Here is a 26837-nt window from a genome sequence, read left to right on the forward strand (position 1 = left end):
ATCGACGACGACGGCATGGTGCGGGTGCGCGGCGCGCGGGTGCACAACCTGCGGGACGTGGCGGTGGCGGTGCCGCGCGGGGCGGTAGTGGCGTTCACGGGCGTGTCGGGGTCGGGGAAGTCCTCGCTGGCGTTCGGGACGCTGTTCGCGGAGGCGCAGCACCGTTACCTGGAGTCCGTCTCGCCGTACGCGCGGCGGCTGTTGCGGCAGGTCGAGGCGCCGCGGGTGGACGCGGTGACGGGCATGCCGCCGGCGGTGGCGTTGGAGCAGCGCCGCTCGGTGCCGTCCTCGCGTTCCTCGGTGGGCACCATCTCGACCATGTCGAACCTGCTGCGGATGCTGCTGTCGCGGTGCGGCGACTATCCGCCGGGCGCCTCGCGGCTCGATTCGGACGCGTTCTCGCCGAACACCCCGGCCGGCGCCTGCCCGGAGTGCCACGGGCAGGGCGTGCTGCACCGGGTCACCGAACGCTCCCTGGTCCCCGACCCGTCGCTGTCCGTCCGCGAGGGCGCGATCGCGTCCTGGCCGGGCGCGTGGCAGGGCAAGAACCTGCGGGACATCCTCGGCGTGCTCGGCCACGATCTCGACCGGCCGTGGCGGGAGCTGCCCGCCGCCGAGCGCGAGTGGATCCTGTTCACGGACGAACAGCCGGTGGTGACGGTCCACCCGGAGCGCGAGCCGGGCCGGATCCAGCGGCCGTACCAGGGCAAGTACAGCAGTGCGCGCCGCCTGGTGCTGAAGGCGTTCTCCGAGTCCCGCAGCGAGTCGACGCGCGCCAGGGCCGCCGCGTTCCTGGAGCAGTCGCCCTGCCCGCTGTGCCACGGCCACCGGCTGCGCCCCGAGGCCCTGGCAGTGACGTTCGCGGGCCTGCCGATCACCGGCCTGGCCGCTCTGCCCGCCGACCGTCTCGCCGCGCTGCTGCAACCGTTCACCGCCGACGAGGGCCCGGCCGGCCTGATCACCACCGATCTGGCGGAGCGCCTGTCCGCGTTGCGGCGCCTCGGCCTCGGCTACCTCTCGCTCGACCGCGCCGCCCCGACCCTGTCCACTGGCGAGTTCCAACGCCTGCGCCTGGCAACGCAGTTGCGCTCGGGCCTGTTCGGTGTGGTGTACGTGCTGGACGAGCCCTCGGCGGGCCTGCACCCGGCGGACACCGAGGCGCTGCGCGAGGTTCTCGCCGAGCTGCGCGCCGCGGGCAACTCGGTGTTCGTGGTGGAGCACGACATGGCGGTCGTCCGCGGCGCGGACTGGCTGGTCGACGTCGGGCCGGGCGCGGGCGCGGGCGGCGGAGAGGTCCTGTACAGCGGGCCGGTGGACGGCCTGCGTTCCGTCTCCTCCTCCGCCACCCGCCGGTTCCTCTTCGCTCCCCCGCCCCCGCCCGCGTCCCGGGGCCGCACCCCGTCGGGCGTGCTGCGCCTGCGCGGCGTCACCCGGCACAACCTCCGGGGCGTCGACGTGGACGTGCCGCTGGGTGTGCTGACGGCGGTGACGGGCGTCTCGGGCGCGGGCAAGTCGACGCTGCTGGGCGCGGCGGCCGAGGCGGCGGCCGCCGAGCCGTCCGTCGGCCGGGTGGTGACGGTCGACCAGACGCCGCTGGGCCGTACCCCGCGCTCCAACCTGGCGACGTACACGGGCCTGTTGGACGTCGTCCGCAAGCTGTTCGCGGCCACCGAGGAGGCCCGGCGGCGCGGCTACGACGCGGGGCGGTTCTCGTTCAACGTGGCGTCGGGTCGCTGCCCGACCTGCGAGGGCGCGGGCTCGATCGAGGTCGAGCTGCTGTTCCTGCCCACCGCGTGGAACCCGTGCCCGGACTGCCACGGCAGCCGCTACAACCCGCAGACGCTGGAGATCGCCTACCGGGGCGCCACCATCGCCGACGTCCTGGCGATGACCGTCGACGACGCCGCCCCGTTCCTCGCCGACGTCCCTGCCGCGGCGCGCGTCCTGACCGTCCTCCAGCAGGTCGGCCTCGGCTACCTGCGGCTCGGCCAGCCCGCGCCCGAGCTCTCCGGCGGCGAGGCCCAACGCGTCAAACTGGCAGCCGAGTTGCACGCCGCGCGCCGACACCACACGCTCTACCTGCTGGACGAGCCCACCACCGGTCTGCATCCGGCCGACAGCGAGGTCCTCACCGCCCAGCTCCACCGCCTGGTGGACTCCGGCGCCACCGTCCTGCTCGCCGAGCACCACCTCCCCCTCGTCGCCACCGCCGACCACCTCATCGACCTCGGCCCGGCCGGCGGCACCGGTGGCGGCCGCGTCCTCGCCACCGGCGCCCCCGCCTCCCTCACCGCCACCCCGGGCAGCCCGACGGCCCGCTACCTCGCGTCGTACCTCGGCTCGCACCTCGGCTCGGACTGACCCAACGTGCGGTAGCTTGAGGCGACTTGGTGCAACCGCACCACCGTTGTCCGGCCCACGCTCTACGCTCGGCCTCGGGAAACTCCGAGCCGTGGGGGACGACTGATGGACCGTGACGACATCGAACTGGCCGACGCGATCGAGGCGATCCGCCTGGAACTGCTGGACGCCTCCGAGCGCGGCCGCGGCCAGGCCATCCAGTTCGAGGTCGGCCCGGTCACTCTCGACTTCACCGTCGAGCTCAAGCGCGACGCCCGCGCCAAGGGCGGCATCAAGGCCTGGGTCGTCTCCGCCGACGCCGAGGCGGGCGTCGCGCAGACCCGCACCCACAAGGTGTCGGTGACGCTGACGCCGAAGGCCGCGGCCACCGGCGGCAGCGTCGACATCTCCAACGACGACCTGGGCAGCCGGGACGGGTTCTGACCGTGGCTCTCCTCGCCCACCACGTGGCGGCGGTCCGGGGCGAGACCCAGGGCAGCGGCTTCCTGCTCAGCCCGCGGCTGATCCTCACCGCGGCCCATGTCGGCGGGTCGGTAGTGGAGGCCGCTGTCCTCGACGGAGCCGGCTGGACGATCTGCATCGCCCTGTGGCGCTCCGACGATTTCGACGCCACCCTGCTGCTCGCCATCAACGACCTGGTTCCCGCCGCGTCCTTCGAACCGCTCGGCTGGGGCGCGGTCGAGACGCTCGACCCCGTCGAGGGCTGCCACCTGACGGGTTTTCCTCGGGTGGGGCGCGACCGGCACGAGCGCCTCGACACGGTCCAGGTGCCGGCCACCCTCGCTCCGGCCTCCGGTCGCCGGGCCGGGCGCCCGGCCCTGCTCCTCCAGCAGCACCCACCCCGTTCCCCGGCCGACGCCGCCTCGCCGTGGTCGGGCATGTCGGGCGCCGCCGTGGTGTGGCAGGACCGCCTGCTCGGCATCGCCGTCCAGGACCGGCAGCCGGACACCTGGCAGCACTCGCAGCTCGCCATGGTCCCGATGACGGCGCTGCTCGGCGACCCCGAACTCCGCGCCACCCTCATCAAGCACCTCGGCCGGCTCCCGCACCTGGAAAGCGTCTCCCCCGCCGGTCTCGCCGACCGCACCTTCGAACGCGAGTACGCGCGGGACATCGAGGCGGACTACGGCCGGATCCGGATCTTCGGCCTGCGCCAGTCCGCCGGCCACGACCGCCGCGGCTGGCACCTCACCACCTCCTACCTGAGCCTGGAGATCCGCTCCACCGGCACCGTCACCGGCACCGGCACCGGCACCGGCCCCGACCTCGGCCCGCAGCGCGCCGAGCGCGTCCTCGCGCACCGCCGCCGGGTCCTGGTCCGAGGCCAGGCCGGCTCCGGCAAGACCACCCTGGTGCAGTGGCTGGCCGTCGGCGCGATGAACGGCACCCTCGGCGAGGACCTGGCCGCGTTCAACCACCGCGTCCCGTTGGTCCTGCAACTCCGCAAACTGCACCGCAAGGGCGTCATGCAGCCCCGCCCCGAGCAGTTCCTGACCCTCGACGACCGGATGTGCGCCGACCGCCAACCCCCCGGCTGGGCGCACCGCCTGCTCAGCAGCGGCCGCGCGCTGCTCCTGGTGGACGGTCTGGACGAGGTGCCGAACGAGCAGCGCGACGAGGCCCTCGACTGGCTGGAACGCCTCCTCGACCGCTACCCCGACACCCTGACGGTGGCGACCGTCCGCCCGTCCGCCGTCCCCCACGACTGGCTCGCCCACCTCGGCTTCGACGAACTGCTGCTCTGCCCGATGAACAGCGAGGACCGCCGCCGACTCATCGCCCGCTGGCACCGCGCCGCCCTGCGCAACCTCCTCGACACCCCGCACGACGACGCGCAGGAACGGCGCTGGCGACAGGAGGTCGAACAGGACCAGGCCGACCTGCTGCGCACCCTGGAGTCCGTCCCGGAGCTGTCCCTGCTCACCGACAGCCCGTTGCTCTGCGCGATGATCTGCGCCCTCAACCGGGAGTCGGACGGCGCACTGCCGCGCAACCGGATGGCGCTGTACCGCGACGCGATGGCGATGATGCTGGTCAAGCGCGACGAGGGCCGCAAGGTGCAGGGCGCGGAGCAGCTCCGGGCGTCCGAGGAGGAGCAGTCGGCGATGCTCCGCCGGATCGCCCACTGGCTGGTGCGCAACAACCAGTCCGAGGGCCACCGTCGCGACGCGGTCGCCCAACTCGCCAAGGCGCTGCGCGACTTGCCCGGCGTGGCCCGCCGCACCGACGCCGAGCAGGCCTGGGTCCACCTGCTCAACCGCACCGGCCTGATCACCGAAACCGGCCCCGACACCTTCCAGTTCATCCACCGCACCTTCCAGGACTACCTGGCCGCCATGGAGTTCCGCGAGGAACGCGACTTCGGCCTGCTCGCCGGGCACGCCGCCGACGAACAGTGGGGCGACGTCATCCGGATGACCGTCGGCCACTGCGGCCGGCGCGAACGCGCCGAACTCCTCACCGCCGTCCTCGCCGAGGGCGACGCCGCCCTGCCCGAACTCCGGCCCGACATCCACCTGCTGGCCGCGACCTGCCTCCCGAGCGCCCCGGAGCTGGACGGCGAGGTCCGCGCGACGATCCTCGCCCGGCTCCGCGACCATCTCCCCGCGCTTCTCCGACCCCAGACCTCCGCCCTCCGGTTGGCCGCCGTCGGGGAGGACCTCGTCCCGCTGCTGAGCGAGATCGTGGAGAGTGAGCCGGAACTCGTACGCAAGGCATACCAGTTGGTGCCGAACGTCCTGGGGTTCATCGGCGGCGGCGATGCGCTCGCCCTGCTGGCGATGCTGGCCGAGCAGGACGACCCACTGCCGAGCATCGTCCGCCAGTGGCCGCACTTCGAGTTCGACGACTTCGCCCGACGGGTGGTCCGCCGCGCCGATCTCTCCGCCGTCCCGGTGCGGCTCTGCTCCCTCGCCGAGATCGACGCACTGGCGGGCCATCCGACGCTGCGCCGCGTCGAACTCAGCGGGCCGGCCATGCCGGTCGACCCGCTCCGATGGAATCAACTTGCGCCCACAGTAGAGACGCTGACCATCAATTCCCTCCCCGGACTGCGGGACCTCTCCTTCCTCCTCGGATGGAAGCGCCTCAGCAGCCTTGGCCTCCACCAGTGCCCGAACCTGGACGACCTGACCGCACTGATCCACCTGCCGCTCGGCTACCTCTCCATCCGATCCGTCCTGACCGGGCAGCAGTTCCACGAGCTGTGGGCCATCCTGGGGAGCATGCCGGAACTACCGGCCCTCACACTGCTGGCACCGAGTGCCGCAGTGTGGCCGGCCCTGGCGCCGATGACCGGCATTCAGGATCTGGGCCTGGTCGACGTTCCTTCCCACTACCCGCTGGCCCACGTCCACCCGACGTTCCCCGGCCTCAAGAGCCTGGCCCTGCGGCTCGCCCACGACTGCACCTCGCTCGACCTGACGCAGCTTCCCGACCACCTTCGACTGGCCCTGGACATTCCGGAGTCGATCTCGGTTTCTCACCTGATCGGCCGGGAACGTTTTCCGGCCGATCGCCTGACCATCTTCCGACTCGGCGGTTCCGCTCCGCCACGCTGAATGGAGTGCCCGCCCTACCGATCCGCCCCGCCACGCCCGCCGACCTGCCCCTGCTGCCCGGGCTCCAACTCGCCGCCGGCGCAGCCTTCCGCGCCGTCGGCATGCCGGAGATCGCCGACCACCCGCCGCCCTCCGCCGCGGACTTCGCGCCGCACCAGCAGCTCGGACGCCTCTGGGTCGGCGCGGACCCCGCTGACCGACCGCAGGGCTTCCTGCCGGCCCGGCCCCTCGACGGCTGCGCGCACATCGAGCAGGTCAGTGTCCACCCGTCCGCCGCCGGGCGGGGGTTGGGGCGGGAGCTGATCGACCACGTCGAGGGCTGGGCGGCCGGGCGCGGACTCGCCGCGCTGACGCTGTCGACGTTCCGCAGCGTCCCGTGGAACGCGCCCTACTACCGACGGCTCGGCTTCCGCGAGTTGGCGGACGACCGACTCACCGCCGCGCTGCGGCAGGTGCTCGCCGAGGAGGCCGCCTTCGGACTCGACCTCGCCGACCGGGTCTGCATGCGGCGCCCGGTCACGTTCCTCCGTCCGTCCGCAGCAGCGAGTACATGACCTGGTCGTGCCATCGCCCGTCCCGCCACTGGGCGGACCGCAGCACGCCCTCGCGCGTGAAACCCGCCTTCTCCAGGGCGCGTTGTTCCGCGACGTTCGCGCAGTCCGTCCAGGCCTGGAGGCGTTCGGCGCGGGTGTGGGCGAACAGGTAGTCGGCGAGGAGGCGTTGGGCGCGGGTGCCGGTGCCGCGGCCCTGCGCGGTGGGGATCAGGCCTATGGCGAGCGTCCAGCAGGCGGATGTCTCGGGGCGGCCCCAGCTGCCGGGGAACCACTCGACGCGGCCGACGGTGCGGCCGGACTCGGCGACGGCGAGGACGCCGCCGTCCGCGCCGAGCAGCCCGTTCTCGGCGAATCGGCGGCGCACGCCGTCCGTCGAGCGGTAGCCGAACCACTGGTAGGGGCCGACGCCGTCCGGGCCGCCGAACTCGCGCTCGAAGAGGTCGAGGTCGTCGGCAGTGACGGGTCGCAGCGTGATCTCGGCCGGCATGGCGGTCAGCTCCTTGATCGTCTCGGGTTCGGCCCCACCCTACGACGCCGCGTCAAGCAGAGTCTCCACAGCGGAAGTTCATGAGTTCTTCTGCTCGCCGCAGCCGAACGGAAGCCCCACCACGGGGCGCGCGCAGAGGGTTCCGCACACCGCGACGAGCACGGCGTGGAACGGCCCCGACGGGGTAGCCGCGCGGGGACCAGCCGGCACACGCCGCCGCACGCCGTCGATCAGGTGAGGTTCCGCCGCATGCCCGTCGCCACGTCCCGGTCCACCGCCGTCACCCTCCCCGAGGGGCCGTTCCCCCACGTCGCACTGAGTGCGCAGCTGCGTTTCGAGGCCTCGCTGCCGTACGGGGTGTGCCTCGCGTTCCCCTCGCGCGGGCCGCAGGGCGAGACCCTCGAGTGGCACTTCGGACGGGACCTGCTGGCCGAGGGACGCCTCGCGCCGGCCGGCGACGGCGACGTCCGGGTCGAGCCCGGTCCGGACGGCCGGGTGCTGGTCACGCTGAGCCCGCACGACGCCGGGCGGACCGTGGTGAGCGTTCCGGCGAAGGCGGTCGCGGCGTTCCTCGCCGACGCGTTCGCCCTGGTTCCGCCCGGCACCGAGTCCGAACACCTCGATCTGGACGCCGTCCTGGCCCAGCTCTTCCCCTGAACCGCGACAACGCGCGACTCGGCCCGGCCACCGGGCGCACAGAGCGCGGTAGTGGCCGGGCCGACACGACATGCTCAGCGTCCGGGTGCGGCTACCGCTCGCTCGACGGGGTCGGCGTGGACGAGCCGGCCGGGCGGTGGCAGCGCGGGGTAGATCTTGTCGACGGGCCGGAGCACGGCCTGCGGCGCCGCGTCGTCGTGGTGCCCGGGCACGCCGCCGGTGGCGGGAGTGCCGCCGGGCGTCGCCGAGTCGGCGGGCAGCGGGACGCCGCCCGGCGTGGCGATGTCCTCGGTCAGCGGAACGCCGCCGGGCGTGGCGATGTCGCCGATCCCGAACGGATCACCGGGCGCGACAACCGTCGTGTCGACCGTGGCGTCGGCCGGAGCGACAACCGTGGCGTCGGCCGTCGTGTCGACCGGGGCGACGACCGCCGTGTCGGCGGGCGCGGGCTCGGAGGGCCGGACCGGCGCGCCGAGGGCGGCGGCGGAGGGGGCCAGGAGCAGGGTGAGCGCGGCAGCCGCGAGTAGCGCGGCGCCTCGGGGGTGCGGTGCCATGGGGGTTCCTCGTGATCCCGGCCGGGCGGCACACACGCTCTGCGGCGGCAGGCCCGGCTGCGGTCGGAAGGGGTGATGGGACTGCCCGATACGTAACCGCTCGTCACGGCATTCGCGCAGCACCGACCCGCATTCCATTCCGACGGTCCATCCGCCTGGCCCGCCCTCCCCCGTTCGGCCCACCACCGCTTGCGCCGCCGCCACTCAGCGACTGCGGTCCGCCTCTCCGCCAACTCCCTTGCCCACCCCCGCACTTGCTTGTCGCTGTGCAGATACGGACCGTCCGGCCCGGTGCGCAGATCGATGCCGAACAGCAGGTGCAGCGCCCGCCAGGACACCTCGCCCCACTCCAGCGCGTCGTCCGTCACCCACCGCCGGGCCCACCGGTCGGCTGCGCCCCGGTCCACCCGGCCCTCGGCGACGGCGCTCAGCCACCCCGCGATCTCAGCCGCCCCCGGCTGCGCCCCGCTCACGCCGCACCCCCTACCGCTTCCTCTGCCGCGCCGTCCGCCGCCTCCTGCGCGGCCAGAACCTCGTCACCGTGCTCGAACGCCCACGCCCCGAAGGCGTCGATCGGGCCCAGCAGGGTGCGGCCGAGGTCGGTCAACTCGTACTCCACGAACCGCCGTTGAGGGTGCCGGTCGATCAGGCCGTGGTACTGGAGGCGGCGCAGCGTCTCCGTCAGCACCTTGGAGCTGATGCCGCCGATCCGCTCACGCAGCTCGACGGGGCGGTGCGGGCCGTCGCGCAGCGCCCAGAGCACCACGGCGTTCCAGGTGTTGGAGAGCAGGTCGAAGGCGAGACGGGCCCGGCAGTCGGCGAGGAAGGCGTCGGTGGTCACGTACCGAATGGTGCCCGACCGGTTCCCTACTGTCGGAGGAGATCGACCGAATCCCGCACGGAGTGGAGCAGTTGTGGAGCAGTTGACGACCGGTGAAGCGATGGCGATCGGCGTCCTCGGGACGGGCCGGATGGCCGACGCGCTCGCCACCCGGTGGGCCCGCGCGGGGCACCGGGTGACCGTCGGCGGCCGGGACGCGGCCAAGGCCCGCGCGCTCGCCGAACGGATCGGGCACGGGGCTCGCCCGGCCGGACTGTACGAGGCGGCGGAGGCCGGCGAGGTGGTGCTCGCCGCGCTGCCGTACGGCGCGGGAGCGGAGGTGGTGCGCGAGTTGCGCGACGCGCTGGCGGGCCGCGTCCTGATCGACTGCGCCAACCCGATCGGCCCGGGCTTCGACCTGCTCACCGGCCACGGCCCGTCCGCTGCACAGCAGTTGGCGATGGCTGCGCCGGAGGCCCGGGTGGTGAAGGCGTTCAACCTGTGCCACGAGGACGTCTGGCGGCTGCGGCCCCCGGTCTTCGACGGCCGTCCCCTCGCCGTCCCGCTCTGCGGCGACCACCCGGACGCCCTCGCGCGCACTGCCGTACTGGTCCGCGACCTCGGCTGCACGCCCGTCCAGGCCGGCCCGTTGGCCCGCGCCCACCTGCTGGAGGCCACCGCCGCACTCTTCATCGGCCTCTGGCTCGGCGAGAACGCCGACGCCCAGGCCGTCGCCCCGCCCCTCGCCCACGCCGCCGGGTGACCCGCCCTGCGCGGTCACGTCCCGATCTTGCGGAGGAGTTCCCCCTCCGTGCAGCCCTGGTCGGGGTCCATGACGAGGCAGAGGTTGAGGCCGTGCTTGTCGCGACGGACTGCCACATCGACGCTGCACCGGAAGCCTCTTCTGTCGCGGTTCAGTGTCAGCACGAACGACTTGCCCTTGGTCGCCGTTCTGGAGGGGCTGTAGCCGCCGTCGTCATCGACCGGCACCCAGAACTCCCAAGTGCCGTCGTCCACTTCCGTGGCGCAGGTGGTGTCGGGCACGGCGTGCTTGAGGTCGCTCACGGTCGCGCTGTGGTCGTCGCCGATGTGGAGTCGGGCGCCCGCCATGTTGGCCCAGTCGCCCACCAGCGCACTCTGCTCGATCGCCACGTCGTCGCCCCCGGCGTACGCGCACGCGGTGCACCCCACGAGCACAAGCCCCGCCAGCACCGCGCTGCGCCACCCCCGCCGACCGGCCTGCCGCGCCGACTCCATGCCCCTCGCCCCCTTGCCCGGCCGATCTCGAAGTGCAGCGCATCGGTACGCGCCTGATCGACCCGGAGGTAGCTTGGCAGAAAGTTTGAACACGTTCAATCGCGGCCGCAGGCCTCTCGCCGGCCTACGCGTAGCGCTCGAACAGGGCGTGCAGGTACTCCTCCAGTCGGCTGCTCAGCAGGGCGGGGGTCAGATCCACGCGGCCGACCTCCCGCCAGGGGACGGCCACCTTCTCCGCGTCCGGAGCGAACGCCAGGGCGTCGAGGACCCGCCAGTACAGGTGCGCCGCGGGCTGCTCGGCGAGGCTCCCGCCCGCGGCGAGGTAACGGTCGGCGAAGGTCATCCCCAGGGGGACGCCGTGGAGCAGGGACAGCGCCGTCGAGCAGTGGGCCACGTCGAGGTCGGCCGGCCCCCACGAGGTCTCCACCCAGTCGACCACTCCGCTGATCCGGACCTCGTCCCCCTCGCCCTCGAAGAGGACGTTGCCCGGGTGGAAGTCCCGGTGCAGGAAACAGGGTTGCAGGGCGGGCGGCTCCTGCCGGATGACGTCGACGGCCCGCTGCCAGAGCTCGGGCCGCGCCGTGTGCGGCGGGAGCGTCACCCGCTCCGGCGACGTCCACGCCTGCCAGGCCCGCGGCCGCTCCGCACGGGACACCTCGACCTGGTGGATCCGCACCAACTGCTCGGCCAGCAGCTCGACCCGGCGCTCGGCGTCCCGGTCGTCCAGGCGGACACCGCCGGGCAGCAGGGACATCAGCAGGGACGGGTGGTCGCAGTGCGTCGCGGTGGCGTCCACGTCCAGGAGCGTGGCCGCCGGCACGTCCGTCGCCCCGAGCAGGCGCAGGATCGCGGCTTCGCGGGACAGCAGGCCGTCCGCGTGCTCGACGAAGAACGGTTTCACGAACGACCGCAGCACCAAGTCCCGTCGGCCGCCCGGCCCTTCGACGCGGAGCCTGCGCATCTCCGACGTCCAGCCGCCGCGCAGCCGCTCGGCGGCTGCGATCCGCTCCCCGTCCGCGAGACCCTTCTCCACCCATGCCCGCGTGGCGTCCCAGCCGTGCACTTCGGGATCGCCGTCGAGCCGTTCTCCGCCCCCAGTTACGTTCATGAAGCAAGGCTATCGACACCCGGCCGGCCCCGGGACCGGGTCAACTCGATCGCCCGCCCGGATCGCCACCGCGCTCGCCCCCCCCGAACACCTCGACGTACAAGCCGAGTTGACCCGGGCGCCCCCCTGGATCAGCGCAGGCGGATCGCGGAGCCGTCCCGCAGCGCAACCATGGCCCAGCTCCGGCCGCTCCCCGCCCCGCCCCCGCGGTCGACCGGCACCGCAGACCCGGTGCCCCGGAACTCGCCGATGGCCGTACAGTCGTGCCGCACACTCGGCCGGCGGAAGGTGATCTCGCCCAACGAGTCCAGCGGTCCGGCGTCGAACAGCGCGATCGGCCGGCTGCCGTCGGCGGTCTCGTCGCGGATGGGCCGGTACCGGTTGCCGGCCGGGTCCCGGACGGTGATCGGGCCTCTGCCCGCTCCGGTGAGTGCCGGGGTGACGATCAGCGTCTCCCCTGGGCGACCGGGTTGGTGACCACCATCGTCTCGCCGGTGGTGGTGGCCGCGTCGCCCGGAGAGGCGGCCGATTCGTCGCCGATCCGGCCGAGGTAGCCGCACGGGTCCGGAAGTCGGACGCCGACCGGGGCGAACCGCCGGTCGTCGTCGGCAACGTCGGCGTTCCCGCCGGCAGCGGGGGCGTTCCCGCCGACAGCGGGGGCGGTGATCAGCCGCAGCGCCGCCGGCGAAGCGAGCAGACCGCCCGCCGACAGCAGCGGCCACCTCAGCCGCCGAGAGGCCGGCCGCGCTCCCCCCGTTCCCCCACCCCCTGCGGCAACGTACCGAACAGGTCAGTCGGACCCGCTGCGGTCTCAGGCCCCCGCCGGCGTTCGGCGCTCCAGTTCACGCACCGAAGGATCGCCGGACCAGGCCCTCAACTCCCTTAACCGGTACATGACTTAATGCGCTCCCCGAGGCCTGGCCGGCGCCGCCGGCCGCTCCGGCCCCTGCCACCGCCCCGACACCTGCTCCGACGCGCGCTCCGGCAACGGGTCCGGTAACGGGTCCGGAGCGCCGGACAGGCCCCCGCCGCCGGGAGGATGCACACGGAGCACCCCTCCGCGCGGCCGAACTCGCCGTTCTCCGCCGGGCGTTCACGGCCGACGCACCTGCGATCCGCCGGGCGGGAGCGCACGCTTTCGACGCGGAGCACGGCATCATCCTGCCTCCACCGCCTGGGCCACCCACGGGCATCGGCCCTGAAACAGCTGCGCTCTCACCGGAGTTCGACGGTGACGCGGTACTCCCGCAGCAGCTCGACGGTCACGTCGAAGTAGGACGCGCCGGTCCGGTGGTCCAGCACGTCTCCGGCGAGCGCCTCGCGGGCGATCTCGGCGTTGTGCCAGACCAGGGTGAACGGCGGGACGACCTCGGGGCCGCCGCACAGGTAGTCCTGCACCGAGTCCAGGCAGCGCCCGTAGTTGGCCCCCGGCCCGAGCAGCGCCTCACCGAGTGCCAGCAGCACGCCCTTCCGATCGGTGGCGTGCCGCCCGTCGAGGTGGTAGTTCCCGCCGCTGCGCCCGGCCTGCGGGTCGTAGCGGCCGACGCGTGTGAGGTCCAGCCAATCAGACCGGCCCTCGGCATCAAAACCCGCCCACTGGTTGGGCGTTGAGGGAACGCCTTCGAACCAGACCTCCCGAACGGCGCGGGCGGCCCTGGGCGGCCGGTCGTACGGATCCACGCCGCCCGTCACCGTGATGTCGATCAGCGTGCCGCCGAACACGGACGGTCGGGCCGTGACGGTGCTCAGGTCGAGACGGCGGCCGGTCATCGTCCGGCCGTTGCGGTCCAGTGCACTCAGCCAGATCTCGCCGGTGTCCCCGCCCGGGCCGCCGCGCAGCCGGTCCAACAGTGGTTCCGCCGCTTCGCAGCCGAGCAACTGCACCGGCTCGTCGGGCAGTTCACGCCGCGCCCCGAACAGCCCGTCGATCGCCCGGCACTCCGCCACCGGCCCGAGAGGGTTCAGGGACTCCACCCACACCTCGATCTCCACCGGCCCGGACGACGGCTTCCGGCCATAGCAGTCGCGGTCCTCCCGCACGCCGGCGCCCAGCACGATGTCCACCCGCCCGGGCTCCCCGGGGGTGGGGCGGTGGGCCAGGACGGCCGCCTCCTCCAGGTCCCAGAACTGGACCGGCCCCCAGACCGCCGGATCCCCGGGCCTGATCGTCAGCCCCACGTCGCCCAGCAGCCGCACCGGATCGGCGCGGGCCCCCGTCACGGCCCGCGCCAACGCACTGTCGGCGGCACACCCGCGCATCGTCAGCACCTCCCGCGGCAGCGGCGGCCGGTCCAAGAACAGCCCCTCGACGTCCGCACACCGGGCCCACAACTCCTCGGGATCGCCGTCCTCGTCCTCCCGCACCACCAGGTACCGCACCGGGAACTCCCGCCCCACGCCGCCACTTCCTCGCTCCGCACGCCTCTCCTCGCTGCTCCTCCAGGCCGACACCGATCGACCGCCCCCGAACAGTACCTACTCGCTCCCGACTCCCCCTCGCTCCCCTGCCGAACGGCACAGGTACGGCCCGGCGAAGGTGCCGATCGGCAGCTGTCCCGCCCGCCGGTCGCCCGGCCATGCTTGATCCATCAGCCGGAAGCGCTCCCCCAACGGGACCGCACCACACAGGAGTTACGACGTGATCACCAGCTCGACGGGACGTTCCCGCATGCTCGCCGCCGCCCTCGCCGCAACCACCCTGGGCACGCTGGGCACGTTCGCCGCAGAGCGCGCCGAAGCGTCCCCCGCCGGAACGGCGACCGTGACTGGCTCCGTGCGGGTCTTCTACGTCTACTCCGCCCAGGACGAGATCCGCTTCACCTTCGACGCGCAGGCCGCCCCGTTCTCCCGCCCACTGCCCGGGAGGCCGCAGGGCCTGCCGACCGACGCCCGGGGCACCGTCCGGATCTCCCACCGGGTGCCGTCGCAGAACCTCACCGTCACGGCGGACGCCGCGGTGGACTGCCTGGTCACCGGCGGCCGCAGCGCAACCCTGACCGCCGTCGTCACCAGGGCCGACCCGGAAGTCGCCGACTGGGTCGGCCGACGCTACGGCTTCAGCGTCCTCGACGGCGGCCGGGGCGGCAACCACGACCGCGTCGGCTTCTCCTGGGGCGTCGGCGACCTCACCTTCGACGACCACGGCACCCCCGTCCAGGCCCCGGTCGGCACCTGCATGGCCCCCGCCCCCTTCGCCCCGGTCACCGAGGGCGCACTCACCGTCCACCCCGCCGAACTCCCGCCCCAGTAACGGACGTTCCCACCCGAACACCCGCCGCGAATCGAATCGACCACGCTCCGCGCGAGCCGCCACCAGCCACCCGGCCTCCGCACACCGCCCCGGTCCTCACCCCACAGGTGCGCGCACCCACGGCGCCAGTCGCTCCGCCGGCCCCAACTCCTCGCGCCAGTAACGAAATACCGTCCCCCGGACGATGCTCAGCCGACCCGCCGCGATCAGCCCCTCGGCCGGGGCGGGGCCGCCCGCGTCGGCGGTGAAGGCGACCAGGACGGGTGGCGCCGCGCCGAGTTGGGCATGGACGCGGTCCGTCTCGGCGGCCGTCGGGTCGCGGAAGACCGGGTCCTGGAAGGCGGCCGGACAGGACACCAACTCGGGCTCGCCGAAGCGAAGTTCGAGCAGGTGGTGGTAACCCAGGTCGTATCCCGCGCCCAGCACCAGGCACGACGGGTCCCAGGAGACCACGTCCCAGTCCCACCAGAAGCCCTCCGGAAGCGCGATCGCCACCTCGTCGCGTCCGCTCAGCCGTCGAGCAGCGCGGACAGGTAGCGGTCGGCGTCCGCCGCCAGTTCCGCGCGGCACGGCGGGTTCGCGTGGCCGGCGCCCGCCGTGCCGTTGAACAGCACACCCTCGCACCAGCGCACCAGCCGACGCGCGTCCGCGACCGGCTCGGCCGATCCGCACGCGCGCAGCAGCTGCACCGCCACCTCCAGGAAGCCCGCGCCCAACCGGTCGTAGACGGAGCGGAGTTCGGGCCGCCGGGCGGCCTCCAGCGCCAGCTCGATCCGGGCCACCGTCAGCGACCGGCCCGCCGTCAGAGCGTGATCCAGCCCGTCCGCGATCACGTCCACCAACAGCTGCCGGGGCGTCCCGCTCTCCTCGCTCGGCCGGCTCAGCGCGTCGCCGACCAGACTCGCAGACTCCACCTCGGCGATCCGCACCAACGCGACCTCCAGCAGCGCGGAACGCGTCCGCGCCAGGTTCGACGTCGATCCCATCGGCAGCCCGGCCGCCTCGTCCACCGCCCGGTGCGTCAGGCCGCGCAGGCCGCGCTCCGCGATCACGGCGATGGCCGCGTCGGCAATCCGGGTCGGTCGGGCCACAGTCATGCCCCGATCATCGCGCGCCCCGGCCGCAACCCCCAAACCACGGCGCGCACCCGCCCCGTCCCACGTCGGCGGCCCGCTACCGTCACCACCATGAACGACGTCCGCCCGAGGCGCGCCCGGCCCCTGCCGCCAGGCCCGCCCGCCCCCTGCGCCGAGGTGTGGTACGCGGCGTACGGGTCGAACATGCAGGCCCGCCGCCTCGCCCACTACATCGCCGGCGGCCGCCCGGCGGGGGCCAGCCGCACGTACCCGGGCTGCCGCGATCGCATGCTGCCCGGGCGGACGCTGCCCATCCTCCTTCCGGGCCTCCTCTACTTCGCCTTCGAATCCGCGACCTGGACGGGCGGCTCCGCGTTCTACGACCCCGCCCGCGACGGCGACATGCCGGCCCGCGCGTACCTCCTCACCGCCCAGCAGTTCGCCGACATCGCCGCGCAGGAGATGTACCGCGCCCCGGGCGCCGACCTCGACCTCACCCGCGTCCTGGCCACCGGCCGCGACCAGTTCGGCCAGGGCCGCTACGAGACCCTGATCTGCGCCGGAACCATCGACGCCGTCCCCGTCCTCACCTTCACCGCCCCCTGGCCCCTCACCCACGCCGACCTCAATCCGCCCTCCCCCGCCTACCTCACCACCCTCGCCACCGGCCTCACCGAGGCCCACCACTGGTCCCCCACCCAATCCGCCACCTACCTCGCCACCCGCCCGGGCGCCACCCCCCACTGGACCCCCGAGACCGCCCTCCGAGCCATCCACGAGGCCACCGGCACCTAGCCTCGACCATTCGCGACGGTCTGAGGACGTCCGGGGAGTTCGGCAACCCAGGCTCCGTCGCGGGCCTGGCCGTCGATTTCGACCGCAGAGGTCCGGGCCTGGGGCTGGAGCACAGCATGGTGGACCGCGCCGGTGATCGTCATTCCGACCGATCAGGACAGCCAATGATCAACGGTGGCCGCAGCCATCCCGCAGCCGGTCCACCGGCACTGCCAAGTCACGCTGATACCAGGTGCCCGGCTCACCGCCGAGGTCGGCCGGGTCTGCCGGGCCGACCAGGACGAACCCGGCCTTGGTCAGCACCTTCTGAGACGCCGCATTGGCGTGGGCGGTGGCCGCCCGCAGTGTACGCAGCCCGTGCCGCGCCACCGCCAGCCGACACAACTCCCGGACGGTCGCGGTCGCTACGCCGCGGCCGGCGACGTGCTGCGCGACCCGGTAGCCGAGGGTGGCAGTGCCGTCCTCAAGGTCGTACAGGTTGAACCGGCCCAGAACCGAGCCGTCCTCGGCGACCAGCAGATAGAAGGCACAGATGCCGGCCTCCTGTTCAGCCAGCAAGGCGCTGTACCGGTCCGCGAACCGGTCGTAGAACTCGTCACCCCGGTCGGGAACCGAGGCAGCGAAGTAGGCACGGTTCGCCAGCTCGAAGGCCAGGACCGCCGGGGCATAGCCGGCATTCAGCTGCTTCAGCTCGGGCACGGCGCAACCTTACCCAGGCGACGCGCCGAGACCACCTGAGTTTCCATCACCCGACTCGGTCCAGGCATTGCAGTCATGGCGATTGCCTGGCAGTGCGCGGCCCACGGCGACGACCGGACGGGTGTCAGCGTCGACGACGACCTGCATGAGGCTTCCGATGCGGTGATCACACGAGGCATCCCGTGATCGTCGCATCAGCCGGCGGAGACCTCCCGGCCTGAGGCAGGGGGCCGGGACCAGGACGCCCCTGCGGAGATGTCCTCGTTCTCTGCCATGCTGCGCGCGTGGCTTCTCCTGGCTCCCGAACGAAGACGACCGATGTCTGGTCGCTGCCCCAAGACGAACAACTCATCGGGCAGCGCATCAACGACGCCCTGCCGTACTCCGGCTGGCTGTGCAGTCATCCCGGCCCGAAGGGCCTTCACCAGGTGCATCTGCATCGCCAACTCGGTGAGGCCCTGCGCTGCGGTGGCCGGCAAGCGTTCCTGCTTCTGCCGGGTGGGGCTCAGGCACCTGAAGATGTCCTGGTGGACGACGCACTCGTACCCAGATCCGACATCGGACACTCAGCCGTCGTGCAGTTCCTTCGTTCCCGCCGCCTACAGGACGGCGAGGGCGAAGCCTTCGAAGCCGGCCGTCTCGCGGTGCGTTGGTTCGAGCAGGAGGTCGGGCCCGAGAGGCACCAGCTCCTGACCGAGGAGTCCAGCCTGGTCTGGAAGGCCCTGCGAGCGGCGACCCGGCCGGCCATCGTCGAGAACGCGCAGGGCCGACGAATCTCCGGCATGAGGATCGGCCCCGCCGCCCATGACCTGGTGACCGGCAGCGGGATGCTGCTGACACGAGGCGGCATCCAACGTCTGCATCTGGGATGCTCCTCCGGGTCGATGACGCCTCGCCGGAGGAGTTTGAGGAGCTCCTTGCCCAGGTGGAAACCCACTACCCGGTCGCAGACGAATTCGTAGCCTGGGCCCGGGTCCGCGCGAGTCGCAGCTAGAAATTCAGTGCTCGCGGTCATCGAGGACGGCTGCGACCAACTCGATCCCGTCAGGCGCGAACGCGCTCACCCGCCGAGCGACTTGAACATGTGAACGTCCGCATGACCCCCGGGAATCCCCAGCGTCCGGCCGGTCTCGGCGTAGCCGTGGCGCTGGTAGAAGCCGGGTGCCTGGAAGGTGAAGGAGGACACGACCGCGCGGTCGCAGCCGCGTCGCCGGGCCGCCCCCTCGGCGGCCGGCCGAGTACCGCACCGGCCGGCCGTCCGCTTCGTTGCCGATTCCCGCTCCTCGCCGCCGGGTTGGGGCAGACCGGCCGGCCGTCAGGTGGTCCTTTCGCTCTCGCCGGCGATCTGGGTGATGGTGAAGTGGACGAACTCGGCGGGGCGCACGGGTGCGACGCCGATGTCGCAGACGACCTTGCCGTCGGCCGTGGTCTCGGTCGTGTTGTTGGTGGCGTCGCAGATCACGTAGAACGCCTCGTCCGGCGTCCGTCCCACGAGGGCGCCCTGTCGCCACTGGTCGGTGAGGAACGAGGAGACGGAGTGCCGCAACGTCGCCCACAGCCGTTCGTCGTTGGGCTCGAACACCGCCCACGTCGAGGACTGCCGGATGGAGTCGGAGAGGTAGGACACCAGGCGGCGGACGTTGAGGTAGCGCCAGTCGCGGGTGGTCGACCTGGTGCGGGCGCCCCACACGAGCAGGCCCCGATCCGGGAAGACCCGCAGGCAGTTGACGCCCTTCGCGTTCAGCTCACCGTGCTCGTCGTCCGTCAGAACGGTTTCGATCCCCAGCGCGCCGCGAAGGTTCTGGTTGGCGGGGGCCTTGAAGATGCCGCGTTCGGCGTCGGTGCGGGCCCAGACTCCCGCCAGGTGGCCGCACGGCGGCACGGTGCGCTCGACGGCGTCGACGCCCGGGACCGTGATCCACGGGTAGTACAGGGTGGTGAAGGCGGCGTCGTCGGTGTCGGGTGAGGCGAGCGTGTCGGCGAAGGCGCCCACCTGGGCCGGGGTCAGGCCGGGCGGCGGGTCGAGGATCGCCAGCCGGTTGCGCTGCTCGGTGCAGTGCCTCACGACCTCGTTCATCCTGTCGACGCCCGCGGCATGGTCGGGCGCGGGTGCCTCCTTCTCGGCGGAGACGTCCGCGGTCATGTCCCAGAGGCTGGGCACGGCGACCATGGTGACCTCGGGCACGGTCTCCAGGCCGGCGAGGCCGCTGCGGGCCTCCGTGTTCCCCTTGAGGGCCTCGGGCGGGACGGCATCCTGCGGGCCGGTGAAACCCACCACGTAGCAGGCGCCCCCGCCGTTGGCGAAGAACCCGTGGACCGCCTCGGCCAGCGGCAGGCACCGTTGCAGCGCATGAATCGCGGCCGGGTCGGTCGCGTCCGCGAGCTCCTTGGCGATTCCCGGGACGCTGTAGCGGGCGGCGAACTCCCGCCAGCTGCCAATCTTCTGCGGAACGGTACGCTCGGCCTCGGTGAACGGCTGCGGGTTCGCCTCCGAATCATCGTTGGCGGACGGCTTCGTGTAGCCGAGGAACGCCGGGACCGAGGTGCTCGCCCCGGTGATCATGCGCACTCCGCTGGGGAGCTCCTTCACGAAGACTCCTGGCGGCGTCGGGTCGGGCATCTGCTCTCCTTGAGGTGAGGGGGCCGCTGCTTGCACGAACGGCAAGGGCAGTCCCCACCCCATCGCAGCGCGCCGCCCCGGCACCTCATCGGAGGGGCAAACCACCTCTTCGGATGAAACCTCTCGGACGGGTCCGAAGCCAGTACGAGCGCGCGGCGACGGCGAGCGCGACGCCGTAGACGCCGAACGCGACCATGCCGATCCAGGCCATCAGCAGCGCGTCCTGCGAGGAAGGGGTGTCGCCCTGCCGCATCGTCATGACGCCGACGGAGGCCAGGGTGCAGTAGCCGAGCCCGAGCAGTCCGTAGGGGGCGAGGGTGGCTGCGCCGATCAGGGCGGGGGTCAGCGGGAGCCAGCGGGGAACGCGTCGGCCGCGCAGCAGGAGCGTCCAGCGGGGGAAGACCTGACCCCACGGGCGGACGAGCCCCCACAGGAGAAAGACGCCGAGTGCGGCCAGGAGAACGGTGACGTCCACACCCCAGGACTCCAGGGTGAGCCAGATCCCCGAAGCGCCGTCGTGTTCGGACATCGCGATCATCTCCTCGTAGCCGATCCCGGCAAAGGTGCCGCCCGACACCCACACCAGCTTCATCGCTGCGCACGGGAGGAACGCCACGGTGCCCGCGCAGGCGGCACGTTGGACCGGCACGGGGGCGGGAGAGGGAGGCGGCGCGATGGCACCGGCGGTCCGGCGACGGTCCGCCCGGGCGGTCGCCGCAAGCAGGAACGCCCCGGCGGCCGCCAGTGAACGGTTCGCGGTGGCCGCCGGACTGTCCAGCCCCTGACCGACCATCAGTGTGATCACATCCATCAGCAGACTGAACGCCGCGATCCCGGCCAGCCCGCACAGCACCCGGAGCAGCACGCGTAACGTCGGCCGCAGCCCGCCGCGCACCACCACCCCGCAGACCAGCGCCGCCGCCGCGCCCACCGCCACGACGGCCCAGTCGAGTTTGGCGGCCCCGCGGACGCCGCCGTCGTGGAACAACGGCGTCCCGTGCAGCGCGCAGACGAGACCGAACGCGCCGTAGACCGCCCCCCACAGCGCTGTCACCCACCCCACCCAGCGCGGCCATCCCAGCCACCAGCCACGCCAGAGGGTCCTCACTGTCCGTCCATCACCATCCATGACTCCGAATGTCGCAGCGACCGCCACGGCATGGCATCAACCGCCCGGACGACCGGCCTCCCCCTGCCGGATAACGGCGACGTCAGCATTCAGGCGGAGCACCCCGGAACGTGAGCGGTTGAGGTCCCGGCCGGGTACGAAGGCGCTGCCCCCCGCCCGCCGCGATCGGGGGCACGTTGCGAACTACGGTGCTACGGCGTGGAGTTCGGCGTCCCTGTCGCGCCCGTCGAGCACACGGCGGTCTCGGTCACCTTGAGCCAGGCGGCATTGGCGGCGTCCTGGTCGGGGGCGTCGTAGAACGTGGTGTTCGCGGCGAACTCGCGCTTGCCGTCCGGGGAGGCCAGCATCATCGTGCTGTAGCCGGGGATGCCGCCGGCGTGGCCCCAGAACGGGCCGCACGAAGTGTCCAGGCGCTGGAGGCCGAGGCCGTACGTCCGGCCCTCGCCATGGGCGGTGGTCTCCTTCATCGCGGCGAGCTCGGCCGGGCGCAGCAGGCGGCCGCCGAGCAGGGCGTCGAGGAAGGCCGTCAGGTCTGCGGTGGTGGAGATGCCGCCACCGGCGGAGCCGGCCATCGAGGGGTTGAGTGTGGTGACGTCGACCGGCCCGGTGGCGGACTTGACGTAGGCGTGGGCGTGCGGGCCCGGGATGAACGGGAAGTCGCCGGGCATCCGGGTGTTGGCGAGTCGGAGCGGGCGGATGATGCGGCGGGTGACCTCGTCGGTCCAGCTGTGGCCGGTGAGCTTCTCGATGATCATCCCGATCAGGATGTAGTTGGTGTTGGAGTACTGCCAGTCCTGGCCGGGGGCGAAGGCCGGCGGGTACTTGTTGGCGATGTCCACCAGGTCCCGCAGGCGGTAGGAGGTGTAGCGGCCGCCGTTCAGCCACTGGTCGGAGAAGTCGAAGGCCGGGTCCTGGGTGTAGTCGGCGACGCCGCTGGTGTGGTTGAGCAGTTGCCGGACGGTGATCGCGTTGCTGTTCGGGACGGCGCCCGGCAGCAGGGACTCCAGGTGGTCGTCGAGGTTCAGCCGGTGCTCGCCGACGAGTTGGAGCAGTGCGGTGGCGACGAAGGTCTTGGTGGCGCTGCCGATCCGGAAGGCTCCGCGCGGGTCGGCGGGTCTGTCGGTGGCGAGTTCGGCGACGCCGGTGGCGTTGCGCCAGGCGAGTCGGCCGTCCAGACGGACGGCGCCGAGGGCGGAGGTCGAGTATCCGGGGTCGGTCATCCCGGCGAGGGCCGCGTCGGCGGCCTGCCAGTCGACCTGCCGGTCGGCCTGCCGCGCCAAGGTGTCGGCGGCGGTACGGGCGGCGGCGGCCGGGGCGAGCGCGGCGAGCAGGCCCGCGCCGACGGCGGCTGCGACGGCGGCACGCAGCGCGCGCCGTCGCCCGGTGCCGGGCGCGGTACGGGGGGCGTTCGGGGCGGTCCGGGTGGTCGGTTCGGCAGTCATGCCGGCCTCCCTGTTCTGGGTCGCGGAAGGGTCAACCGGGTTGTCGCTGAGCATTTCTGAAAGCTTGTCAGGTATTCCGGCGGCCGTCGCCGTTCCGTGGGCCGAGTCGCCCCCGAATGGACCCGGGGTCGCGCCCCCGAGACCGGTCGGGGTGCGGCCTCGGATTCTTCCGGGGGTACAGGCCCCACGAAGCCGGCGAGACCGACGAGACCACCGTCACCACCCACCCGCGCCCCACTCCCACTACACCCGTAGTACGCTCGGCCTCAGCACGCGGAACTACACCTGTAGTCCAACTGGCCGATGGGAGTCCCACTATGTCGCCCTCCCCGCACTCCAGCCCCGCTGCCCCCGGCACCCCCGCCGCGCGCCCCGCGATCGTCCTCGGGGGCGGAATCGGCGGCCTCGCCGCCGCTCTCGCCCTGCACCGCCGCGGCTTCCCCGTCACCGTCCACGAGCGCACCGCGAGCCTCGAACCGGTGGGAGCAGGGCTGGCGTTGGCGCCGAACGCGCTGCGGGCGCTGGACGCTCTCGGCGTCGGCGCGCGCCTGCGCGCCCTCGCGGTGCGGCACCCGGCTGTCGGCCTGCGGCAGCCGTCCGGGCGTTGGCTGGCGCGGACGGACTCCGACGCCGTGCAGCGGCACTTCGGCGAACCGGTGCTGGCGGTGGCGCGCGCCGAGCTGATCGCCGCGCTGCTGGAGGCCCTCCCGCCCGGCACCGTCCGCACCGGCTCGCCGGCGACGCTGCTCGACACCGGCGACGCGCTCGCACCTGCCCTGGTGGAGGCCCCGGACGGCCGCCACGAGGCACGTCTCGTCGTCGCGGCCGACGGCATCCGCTCCGCCACCCGCGCGCACCTGTTCCCGAGCCACCCGGGGCCGCGCTACTCGGGGTTCACCACCTGGCGCACCGTCATCGACCACCCCGAGCACCCGCCCGCCGCCGTCGGCGAGATCTGGGGACGCGGCGCGCTCGCCGGCATCGTGCCGCTCGCCGCCGGGCGGGTGTACGTGTACGCGGCCGCCCTCGCACCGGCGGGGCAGCGTGCGGCCGACGGCGACGAGCACGCCGAAATGCTGCGCCGGTACGGCAGTTGGTGCTCTCCGCTGCCGGAACTGTTGCGGTGCAGCGAGCCCGCCCGGGTGCTGCGGAACGACGTGTGGGCACTCACCGACCCGCTGCCGGCGTTCCACCGCGGCCGGGTCGCGCTGCTCGGCGACGCCGCGCACGCCATGTCGCCGTTCCAGGGCCAGGGCGCCTGCCAGGCCATCGAGGACGCGGTGGTCCTCGCCGCCGCCCTCCCCGACCCGATCCCGCCGACCACGCCCTCCACCCCGGCCTTCACCCCGCCCGACCCGATCGAAGCCCTCCCCGAGTACTCCGCTGCCCGCCTCCCCCGCACCTCCCGGATCGTCGCCGGCTCGCACACCGTGGGCCGCCTGGTCGCCGTCCGCTCCCGCCCGGGCGTCCTCCTCCGGGACGGCGCGCTCGCGTTCGCGGGACGCCTGCCCGCCCGGGTCCTGCTCGACCGCTCCGCGCCCACGTACGCCTGGCAGCCGCCCACCCTCCGTACGCCGAGCGCCCGTTGACGATCCGTCGGCACTGCCAACTGCCGCCCGCACGTCCGCATCGGTGGCACCTGGCAGTGGTCCGCGCTCAACTCCCGACCCGCCGGCTCCTAATCCGCCAACTCTTGCTGCCACCTGGCGAGTTCACCAACTCATCGCCACACCAACACAGTTGATCAACTCCCGTCGGTGACATCGCCGTTCGCCCCACCTCCGCCGAACACCTCCACGGCCGTCCGCACCAGCCCGGCCAGCGGGCGGGAGCGGGCGGCCGGGTCCCAGGCCAGCACGGTGGTGACGGGCGGGGCGTCGAGCACGGGGACGACGGCGATGCCGGGACGCAGTTGGCTGCGGGCCGACTCGGGCAGCACGGCGTGCATCCGGCCGAGCGCGATCAGCTGGTTGAGCTGGGTGGTGTCGCGGATCTCGGGGCCGGGCCCGTCGGGGTAGCTGCCGTCACGGCGCGGGAAGCGCGGCGCGGGCAGGTCCGGCAGCGCGGCGAGTTCGGCGAGCCGCAGCGCGGGGCGGACGGCAAGTGGGTGACCGGCCGGGAGCAGCGCGATCCGGCCCTCGGTGTGCAGTTCCTCGCTGTCCAGGCCCTCGGTGGTGTCGAACGGCAGGTGCAGCAGTGCCGCGTCCACCGCGCCCTCGCGCAGCAGGCCGGACTGTTCGCCGAACCGGCACAGCCGAAGGTCCACCGGCACCGGGTCCGGTCGGGCGGCGTACGCGTCGAGCAGGGCGGCCAGCAGTTCGGTGGACGCGCCGGCCTTCGCGGCCAGCACCAGCCCGGGCGGCTGCCCGGCCCGCCGGGTGCGGGCCTCGGCCGCGGCGACCGCCGCCAGCACGGTGCGGCCCTCGCGCAGCAGCACGTGCCCCGGGCCGGTGAGCGCGACGCCCCGACTTTCGCGTTCCAGCAGCACGGTGCCGAGCCGCCGTTCCAGCTGGGCGATCGCCCGCGACAGCGGCGGCTGCGCGATCCCGAGCCGCCGGGCCGCCCGCCCGAAGTGCAACTCCTCGGCCACGGCCACGAAGTAGCGCAGTTCCCTGGTCTCCACCGGCCCAGCCTAGACCGATACCCGCCGGGTATCGTCCCCGTACCCGATCGGTCTTTGCCGCCGCACCGGGCCGGGCCCGAGCATGGCGTCATGAACGAGAACACGAACGGACGGACCGTCGCGCTGGTGACCGGCGCGAACAAGGGCATCGGGTACGAAATCGCCGCCGGTATGGGCGAGTTGGGCTGGCAGGTCGGCGTCGGAGCCCGCGACGCGCAGCGTCGCGAGGACGCGGTGCGGACGCTGCGCGCCCGTGGCGTGGACGCCTTCGGGGTGCCGCTGGACGTCACCGACGATGCCTCCGCGACGGCCGCCGCGAAGCTGCTGGAAGAGCGCTTCGGGCGGCTCGACGTGCTGGTCAACAATGCGGCGGTGGCGGGCAGTTGGAATCAGGAGCCGACCACCGTCGACCTGGAGCTGGTGCGGCAGGTGGTGGACACCAACGTACTGGGGGTGATGCGGGTGACCAACGCCGTCCTGCCGCTGCTGCGCCGCTCGGCCGCGCCGCGGATCGTCAACATGTCCAGCGGCGTGGGCTCGTTGGCGTTGCAGTCCGATCCGGACGAGCTCGCGGGGCTGGTCTCGGCGGCGTACGCGCCGTCGAAGACCTTCCTGAACGCGGTGACGGTGCAGTACGCGAAGGCGTTGAGCGGCGACGGCATCCTGGTCAACCTGGCCTGTCCGGGCTTCTGCGACACCGACCTCAACGGCCACCGCGGCACCCGGACTCCCGCCCAGGGAGCGGTGGTCGCGGTGCGGCTGGCCACCCTGCCCGCCGACGGTCCGACCGGCCGATTCTTCAACGAGGACGGCCCGCTGCCCTGGTGACCCTGGTGGCCCTTTCAGCACTGCCGACCGAACGGCTCAAAGCTCCCCGGCCCACGGCGGGTTGGCCCCGGCCACCGCGACCGTCCGAGCCGCGACCCGCGCCGCGAACCCACCGGCCTGCTCAAGGCCGGACATCGTCAGGGCGTCCAACCGCCCGCCCAGGACGCCCTGTTCGGCGAGCGAGTGGAGCAGCCCGGCGGTGAACGAGTCGCCCGCGCCGACAGTGTCCACCACGGTGGTCGGCGGTGCGGTCACCCGGATCCGCCGGCCGTCCAAGGAGGCGAGCGCCCCGTGCTCGGCCAGGGTGATCACCACCAGCCGGGCGCCGGCCTCGTGCCAGTGGTCGCAGGCCTGTTCGGGCATGGTGTCGGGCAGCAACAGCGCGAGGTCGTCGGCGCTGAGGCGCAGGATGTCGGCGAGTGCGCACCAGCGGGCCAGCCGCCGCCGGTAGGCCGCCGGATCGACCAGCAGGGGGCGGACGTTGGGGTCGATCGAGACGGTGGCGGTGGCCCGGACGTCGGCCAGCAGGTCCTCGATCCGGGGGCCGCCGGGTTCGCGCACCAGCGCCAGTGAGCCGGTGTGCACGCACACCGCGCCGTCGGCCCGGGCCGCCGCCAACTCGCCCTCCGTCCACTGCCAGTCGGCAGTCCGCTCGGCGTGGAACGAGTAGGAGGCGTGGCCGTCGCCGTCGAGCGCGGCGAACGCCAGGGTGCTGGGCTCGGCGGCCCGGACGGCGCCCGTCAGGTCCACGCCGGAGTCGGCCAGGTGGGCGCGGAACAGGTCGCCGAACGGGTCGGTGGAGATCCGTCCGAGGAACCGTGTCGGCGTGCCCAGCCGGGCGAGCGCCACGGCGGTGTTCGCGGGGCCTCCGCCGGGCAGCACCCGCAGCGCCAACTCGCCGGGGCGCGCAGCGCCGCGCTCGACGAACGCGTCGGCGACGCACTCCCCGACCACGGTGATCGACCGACCTGCCATCGAAACCAGCCTCCCATCAGGGCGAACACTTCGTCCCGAACG

Annotated in this window: 26 protein-coding genes and 1 pseudogene; 11 read left to right on the top strand and 16 right to left on the bottom strand. The window is 73.2% G+C overall.

From position 1 onward, the window contains the following. Nucleotides 1–15: 15 nt before the first annotated feature. The 4 genes from ACFV4P_RS13975 to ACFV4P_RS13990 all read left to right on the top strand — a co-directional run bounded on the left by ACFV4P_RS13975 (nt 16) and on the right by ACFV4P_RS13990 (nt 6475). Nucleotides 16–2361 carry an ATP-binding cassette domain-containing protein gene (locus ACFV4P_RS13975; RefSeq protein ID WP_380470782.1) on the top strand — a complete coding sequence of 782 codons (2346 nt, stop codon included), beginning with the start codon at nt 16–18 and terminating at the stop codon, nt 2359–2361. 105 nt (nt 2362–2466) lie between these two features. Further along, complete coding sequence (locus ACFV4P_RS13980) at nt 2467–2784, top strand: trypco2 family protein (RefSeq protein WP_380470690.1); 318 nt, start codon at nt 2467–2469, stop codon at nt 2782–2784. Nucleotides 2785–2786: 2 nt separating this feature from the next. Beyond that, nucleotides 2787–5921, top strand: a complete 3135-nt coding sequence (locus ACFV4P_RS13985) for an NACHT domain-containing protein (RefSeq protein ID WP_380470692.1) — start codon at nt 2787–2789, stop codon at nt 5919–5921. Nucleotides 5922–5926: 5 nt separating this feature from the next. Further along, entirely contained in the window at nt 5927–6475 is a 549-nt protein-coding gene (locus tag ACFV4P_RS13990) for a GNAT family N-acetyltransferase (RefSeq protein WP_380470694.1), read from the top strand. Here the strand turns inward: ACFV4P_RS13990 and ACFV4P_RS13995 are convergent. Continuing rightward, nucleotides 6438–6962 carry a GNAT family N-acetyltransferase gene (locus tag ACFV4P_RS13995; protein WP_380470696.1) on the bottom strand — a complete coding sequence of 175 codons (525 nt, stop codon included), beginning with the start codon at nt 6960–6962 and terminating at the stop codon, nt 6438–6440. The genes ACFV4P_RS13990 and ACFV4P_RS13995 overlap by 38 nt on opposite strands. A 249-nt stretch (nt 6963–7211) precedes the next feature. On the opposite strand from ACFV4P_RS13995, the gene ACFV4P_RS14000 reads away from it, so the two are divergent. After that, complete coding sequence (locus tag ACFV4P_RS14000) at nt 7212–7619, top strand: SsgA family sporulation/cell division regulator (protein WP_380470698.1); 408 nt, start codon at nt 7212–7214, stop codon at nt 7617–7619. Between the two features lie 74 nt (nt 7620–7693). Here ACFV4P_RS14000 and ACFV4P_RS14005 read toward each other — a convergent pair whose 3' ends face one another. After that, the gene (locus tag ACFV4P_RS14005) at nt 7694–8173 is read right to left on the bottom strand and encodes a hypothetical protein (RefSeq protein WP_380470700.1); all 480 of its coding nucleotides are present in this window, start codon (nt 8171–8173) and stop codon (nt 7694–7696) included. A 469-nt stretch (nt 8174–8642) separates the two neighbouring features. Continuing rightward, a complete protein-coding gene (locus ACFV4P_RS14010) occupies nt 8643–9014 on the bottom strand; it encodes a winged helix-turn-helix transcriptional regulator (protein WP_380470702.1) in 372 nt (123 codons plus the stop codon). 100 nt (nt 9015–9114) lie between these two features. On the opposite strand from ACFV4P_RS14010, the gene ACFV4P_RS14015 reads away from it, so the two are divergent. Next, a complete protein-coding gene (locus ACFV4P_RS14015; RefSeq protein ID WP_380470784.1) occupies nt 9115–9756 on the top strand; it encodes an NADPH-dependent F420 reductase in 642 nt (213 codons plus the stop codon). Nucleotides 9757–9770: 14 nt separating this feature from the next. On the opposite strand, the gene ACFV4P_RS14020 is transcribed toward ACFV4P_RS14015, so the two are convergent. The 3 genes from ACFV4P_RS14020 to ACFV4P_RS14030 all read right to left on the bottom strand — a co-directional run bounded on the left by ACFV4P_RS14020 (nt 9771) and on the right by ACFV4P_RS14030 (nt 13755). Continuing rightward, nucleotides 9771–10250, bottom strand: a complete 480-nt coding sequence (locus ACFV4P_RS14020) for a hypothetical protein (RefSeq protein ID WP_380470704.1) — start codon at nt 10248–10250, stop codon at nt 9771–9773. Nucleotides 10251–10374: 124 nt separating this feature from the next. Then, nucleotides 10375–11358 (bottom strand): phosphotransferase family protein, encoded by a 984-nt coding sequence (locus ACFV4P_RS14025; protein ID WP_380470706.1) that lies wholly within the window; start codon nt 11356–11358, stop codon nt 10375–10377. A 1215-nt stretch (nt 11359–12573) separates the two neighbouring features. Further along, complete coding sequence (locus ACFV4P_RS14030; RefSeq protein WP_380470708.1) at nt 12574–13755, bottom strand: barstar family protein; 1182 nt, start codon at nt 13753–13755, stop codon at nt 12574–12576. A gap of 241 nt (nt 13756–13996) precedes the next feature. Between ACFV4P_RS14030 and ACFV4P_RS14035 the strand changes: the two genes are divergently transcribed. Further along, nucleotides 13997–14608 (top strand): hypothetical protein, encoded by a 612-nt coding sequence (locus ACFV4P_RS14035; RefSeq protein WP_380470710.1) that lies wholly within the window; start codon nt 13997–13999, stop codon nt 14606–14608. A 96-nt stretch (nt 14609–14704) separates the two neighbouring features. Here the strand turns inward: ACFV4P_RS14035 and ACFV4P_RS14040 are convergent, their stop codons facing one another. Further along, nucleotides 14705–15103 carry a hypothetical protein gene (locus ACFV4P_RS14040; protein WP_380470712.1) on the bottom strand — a complete coding sequence of 133 codons (399 nt, stop codon included), beginning with the start codon at nt 15101–15103 and terminating at the stop codon, nt 14705–14707. Between the two features lie 14 nt (nt 15104–15117). Continuing rightward, on the bottom strand, nt 15118–15705 hold the full coding sequence (locus tag ACFV4P_RS14045) for a TetR/AcrR family transcriptional regulator (RefSeq protein ID WP_380470714.1): 588 nt from the start codon (nt 15703–15705) through the stop codon (nt 15118–15120). A gap of 90 nt (nt 15706–15795) precedes the next feature. Here ACFV4P_RS14045 and ACFV4P_RS14050 point away from each other — a divergent pair, with 90 nt between their 5' ends. After that, nucleotides 15796–16479 carry a histone deacetylase gene (locus ACFV4P_RS14050; RefSeq protein ID WP_380470716.1) on the top strand — a complete coding sequence of 228 codons (684 nt, stop codon included), beginning with the start codon at nt 15796–15798 and terminating at the stop codon, nt 16477–16479. 168 nt (nt 16480–16647) lie between these two features. On the opposite strand, the gene ACFV4P_RS14055 is transcribed toward ACFV4P_RS14050, so the two are convergent. Further along, nucleotides 16648–17178 carry a GNAT family N-acetyltransferase gene (locus tag ACFV4P_RS14055; RefSeq protein ID WP_380470718.1) on the bottom strand — a complete coding sequence of 177 codons (531 nt, stop codon included), beginning with the start codon at nt 17176–17178 and terminating at the stop codon, nt 16648–16650. Nucleotides 17179–17226: 48 nt separating this feature from the next. Beyond that, nucleotides 17227–17325 (bottom strand): annotated as a pseudogene (locus ACFV4P_RS14060) (IS5/IS1182 family transposase); the annotation flags it as partial. A gap of 137 nt (nt 17326–17462) precedes the next feature. On the opposite strand from ACFV4P_RS14060, the gene ACFV4P_RS14065 reads away from it, so the two are divergent. Next, complete coding sequence (locus ACFV4P_RS14065; RefSeq protein ID WP_380470720.1) at nt 17463–18140, top strand: hypothetical protein; 678 nt, start codon at nt 17463–17465, stop codon at nt 18138–18140. A 98-nt stretch (nt 18141–18238) separates the two neighbouring features. Here ACFV4P_RS14065 and ACFV4P_RS14070 read toward each other — a convergent pair whose 3' ends face one another. The 4 genes from ACFV4P_RS14070 to ACFV4P_RS14085 form a co-directional block, all read right to left on the bottom strand. Beyond that, entirely contained in the window at nt 18239–18364 is a 126-nt protein-coding gene (locus ACFV4P_RS14070; RefSeq protein ID WP_380470722.1) for a hypothetical protein, read from the bottom strand. A 129-nt stretch (nt 18365–18493) separates the two neighbouring features. After that, a complete protein-coding gene (locus tag ACFV4P_RS14075; RefSeq protein ID WP_380470724.1) occupies nt 18494–19798 on the bottom strand; it encodes a phage tail sheath family protein in 1305 nt (434 codons plus the stop codon). A gap of 85 nt (nt 19799–19883) precedes the next feature. Then, nucleotides 19884–20852, bottom strand: a complete 969-nt coding sequence (locus tag ACFV4P_RS14080; protein WP_380470726.1) for a hypothetical protein — start codon at nt 20850–20852, stop codon at nt 19884–19886. A gap of 266 nt (nt 20853–21118) precedes the next feature. Continuing rightward, nucleotides 21119–22369 carry a serine hydrolase domain-containing protein gene (locus ACFV4P_RS14085; RefSeq protein WP_380470728.1) on the bottom strand — a complete coding sequence of 417 codons (1251 nt, stop codon included), beginning with the start codon at nt 22367–22369 and terminating at the stop codon, nt 21119–21121. A gap of 317 nt (nt 22370–22686) precedes the next feature. Here ACFV4P_RS14085 and ACFV4P_RS14090 point away from each other — a divergent pair, with 317 nt between their 5' ends. After that, nucleotides 22687–23958, top strand: coding sequence for an FAD-dependent monooxygenase (locus ACFV4P_RS14090; protein WP_380470730.1), 1272 nt, complete (start codon nt 22687–22689; stop codon nt 23956–23958). A gap of 155 nt (nt 23959–24113) precedes the next feature. On the opposite strand, the gene ACFV4P_RS14095 is transcribed toward ACFV4P_RS14090, so the two are convergent. Continuing rightward, nucleotides 24114–24992, bottom strand: a complete 879-nt coding sequence (locus tag ACFV4P_RS14095) for a LysR family transcriptional regulator (RefSeq protein WP_380470731.1) — start codon at nt 24990–24992, stop codon at nt 24114–24116. 90 nt (nt 24993–25082) lie between these two features. On the opposite strand from ACFV4P_RS14095, the gene ACFV4P_RS14100 reads away from it, so the two are divergent. Further along, nucleotides 25083–25820, top strand: coding sequence for an SDR family NAD(P)-dependent oxidoreductase (locus ACFV4P_RS14100; RefSeq protein ID WP_380470733.1), 738 nt, complete (start codon nt 25083–25085; stop codon nt 25818–25820). Between the two features lie 36 nt (nt 25821–25856). Here the strand turns inward: ACFV4P_RS14100 and ACFV4P_RS14105 are convergent, their stop codons facing one another. After that, nucleotides 25857–26795 (bottom strand): carbohydrate kinase, encoded by a 939-nt coding sequence (locus ACFV4P_RS14105; RefSeq protein WP_380470735.1) that lies wholly within the window; start codon nt 26793–26795, stop codon nt 25857–25859. Nucleotides 26796–26837: the final 42 nt, after the last annotated feature.

It is taken from the genome of Kitasatospora sp. NPDC059795 (genome assembly GCF_042732175.1).
GTDB lineage: Bacteria > Actinomycetota > Actinomycetes > Streptomycetales > Streptomycetaceae > Kitasatospora.

Bases quoted from the DNA above. Each gene is read 5' to 3' on its own strand.
- ACFV4P_RS13975 (WP_380470782.1), top strand. From the start codon at position 16: ATGGTGCGGGTGCGCGGCGCGCGGGTGCACAACCTGCGGGACGTGGCG.
- ACFV4P_RS13980 (WP_380470690.1), top strand. From the start codon at position 2,467: ATGGACCGTGACGACATCGAACTGGCCGACGCGATCGAGGCGATCCGC.
- ACFV4P_RS13995 (WP_380470696.1), bottom strand. From the start codon at position 6,962: ATGCCGGCCGAGATCACGCTGCGACCCGTCACTGCCGACGACCTCGAC.
- ACFV4P_RS14000 (WP_380470698.1), top strand. From the start codon at position 7,212: ATGCCCGTCGCCACGTCCCGGTCCACCGCCGTCACCCTCCCCGAGGGG.
- ACFV4P_RS14005 (WP_380470700.1), bottom strand. From the start codon at position 8,173: ATGGCACCGCACCCCCGAGGCGCCGCGCTACTCGCGGCTGCCGCGCTC.
- ACFV4P_RS14015 (WP_380470784.1), top strand. From the start codon at position 9,115: ATGGCGATCGGCGTCCTCGGGACGGGCCGGATGGCCGACGCGCTCGCC.
- ACFV4P_RS14020 (WP_380470704.1), bottom strand. From the start codon at position 10,250: ATGGAGTCGGCGCGGCAGGCCGGTCGGCGGGGGTGGCGCAGCGCGGTG.
- ACFV4P_RS14025 (WP_380470706.1), bottom strand. From the start codon at position 11,358: ATGAACGTAACTGGGGGCGGAGAACGGCTCGACGGCGATCCCGAAGTG.
- ACFV4P_RS14045 (WP_380470714.1), bottom strand. From the start codon at position 15,705: ATGACTGTGGCCCGACCGACCCGGATTGCCGACGCGGCCATCGCCGTG.
- ACFV4P_RS14050 (WP_380470716.1), top strand. From the start codon at position 15,796: ATGAACGACGTCCGCCCGAGGCGCGCCCGGCCCCTGCCGCCAGGCCCG.
- ACFV4P_RS14075 (WP_380470724.1), bottom strand. From the start codon at position 19,798: ATGCCCGACCCGACGCCGCCAGGAGTCTTCGTGAAGGAGCTCCCCAGC.
- ACFV4P_RS14085 (WP_380470728.1), bottom strand. From the start codon at position 22,369: ATGACTGCCGAACCGACCACCCGGACCGCCCCGAACGCCCCCCGTACC.
- ACFV4P_RS14090 (WP_380470730.1), top strand. From the start codon at position 22,687: ATGTCGCCCTCCCCGCACTCCAGCCCCGCTGCCCCCGGCACCCCCGCC.
- ACFV4P_RS14100 (WP_380470733.1), top strand. From the start codon at position 25,083: ATGAACGAGAACACGAACGGACGGACCGTCGCGCTGGTGACCGGCGCG.
- ACFV4P_RS14105 (WP_380470735.1), bottom strand. From the start codon at position 26,795: ATGGCAGGTCGGTCGATCACCGTGGTCGGGGAGTGCGTCGCCGACGCG.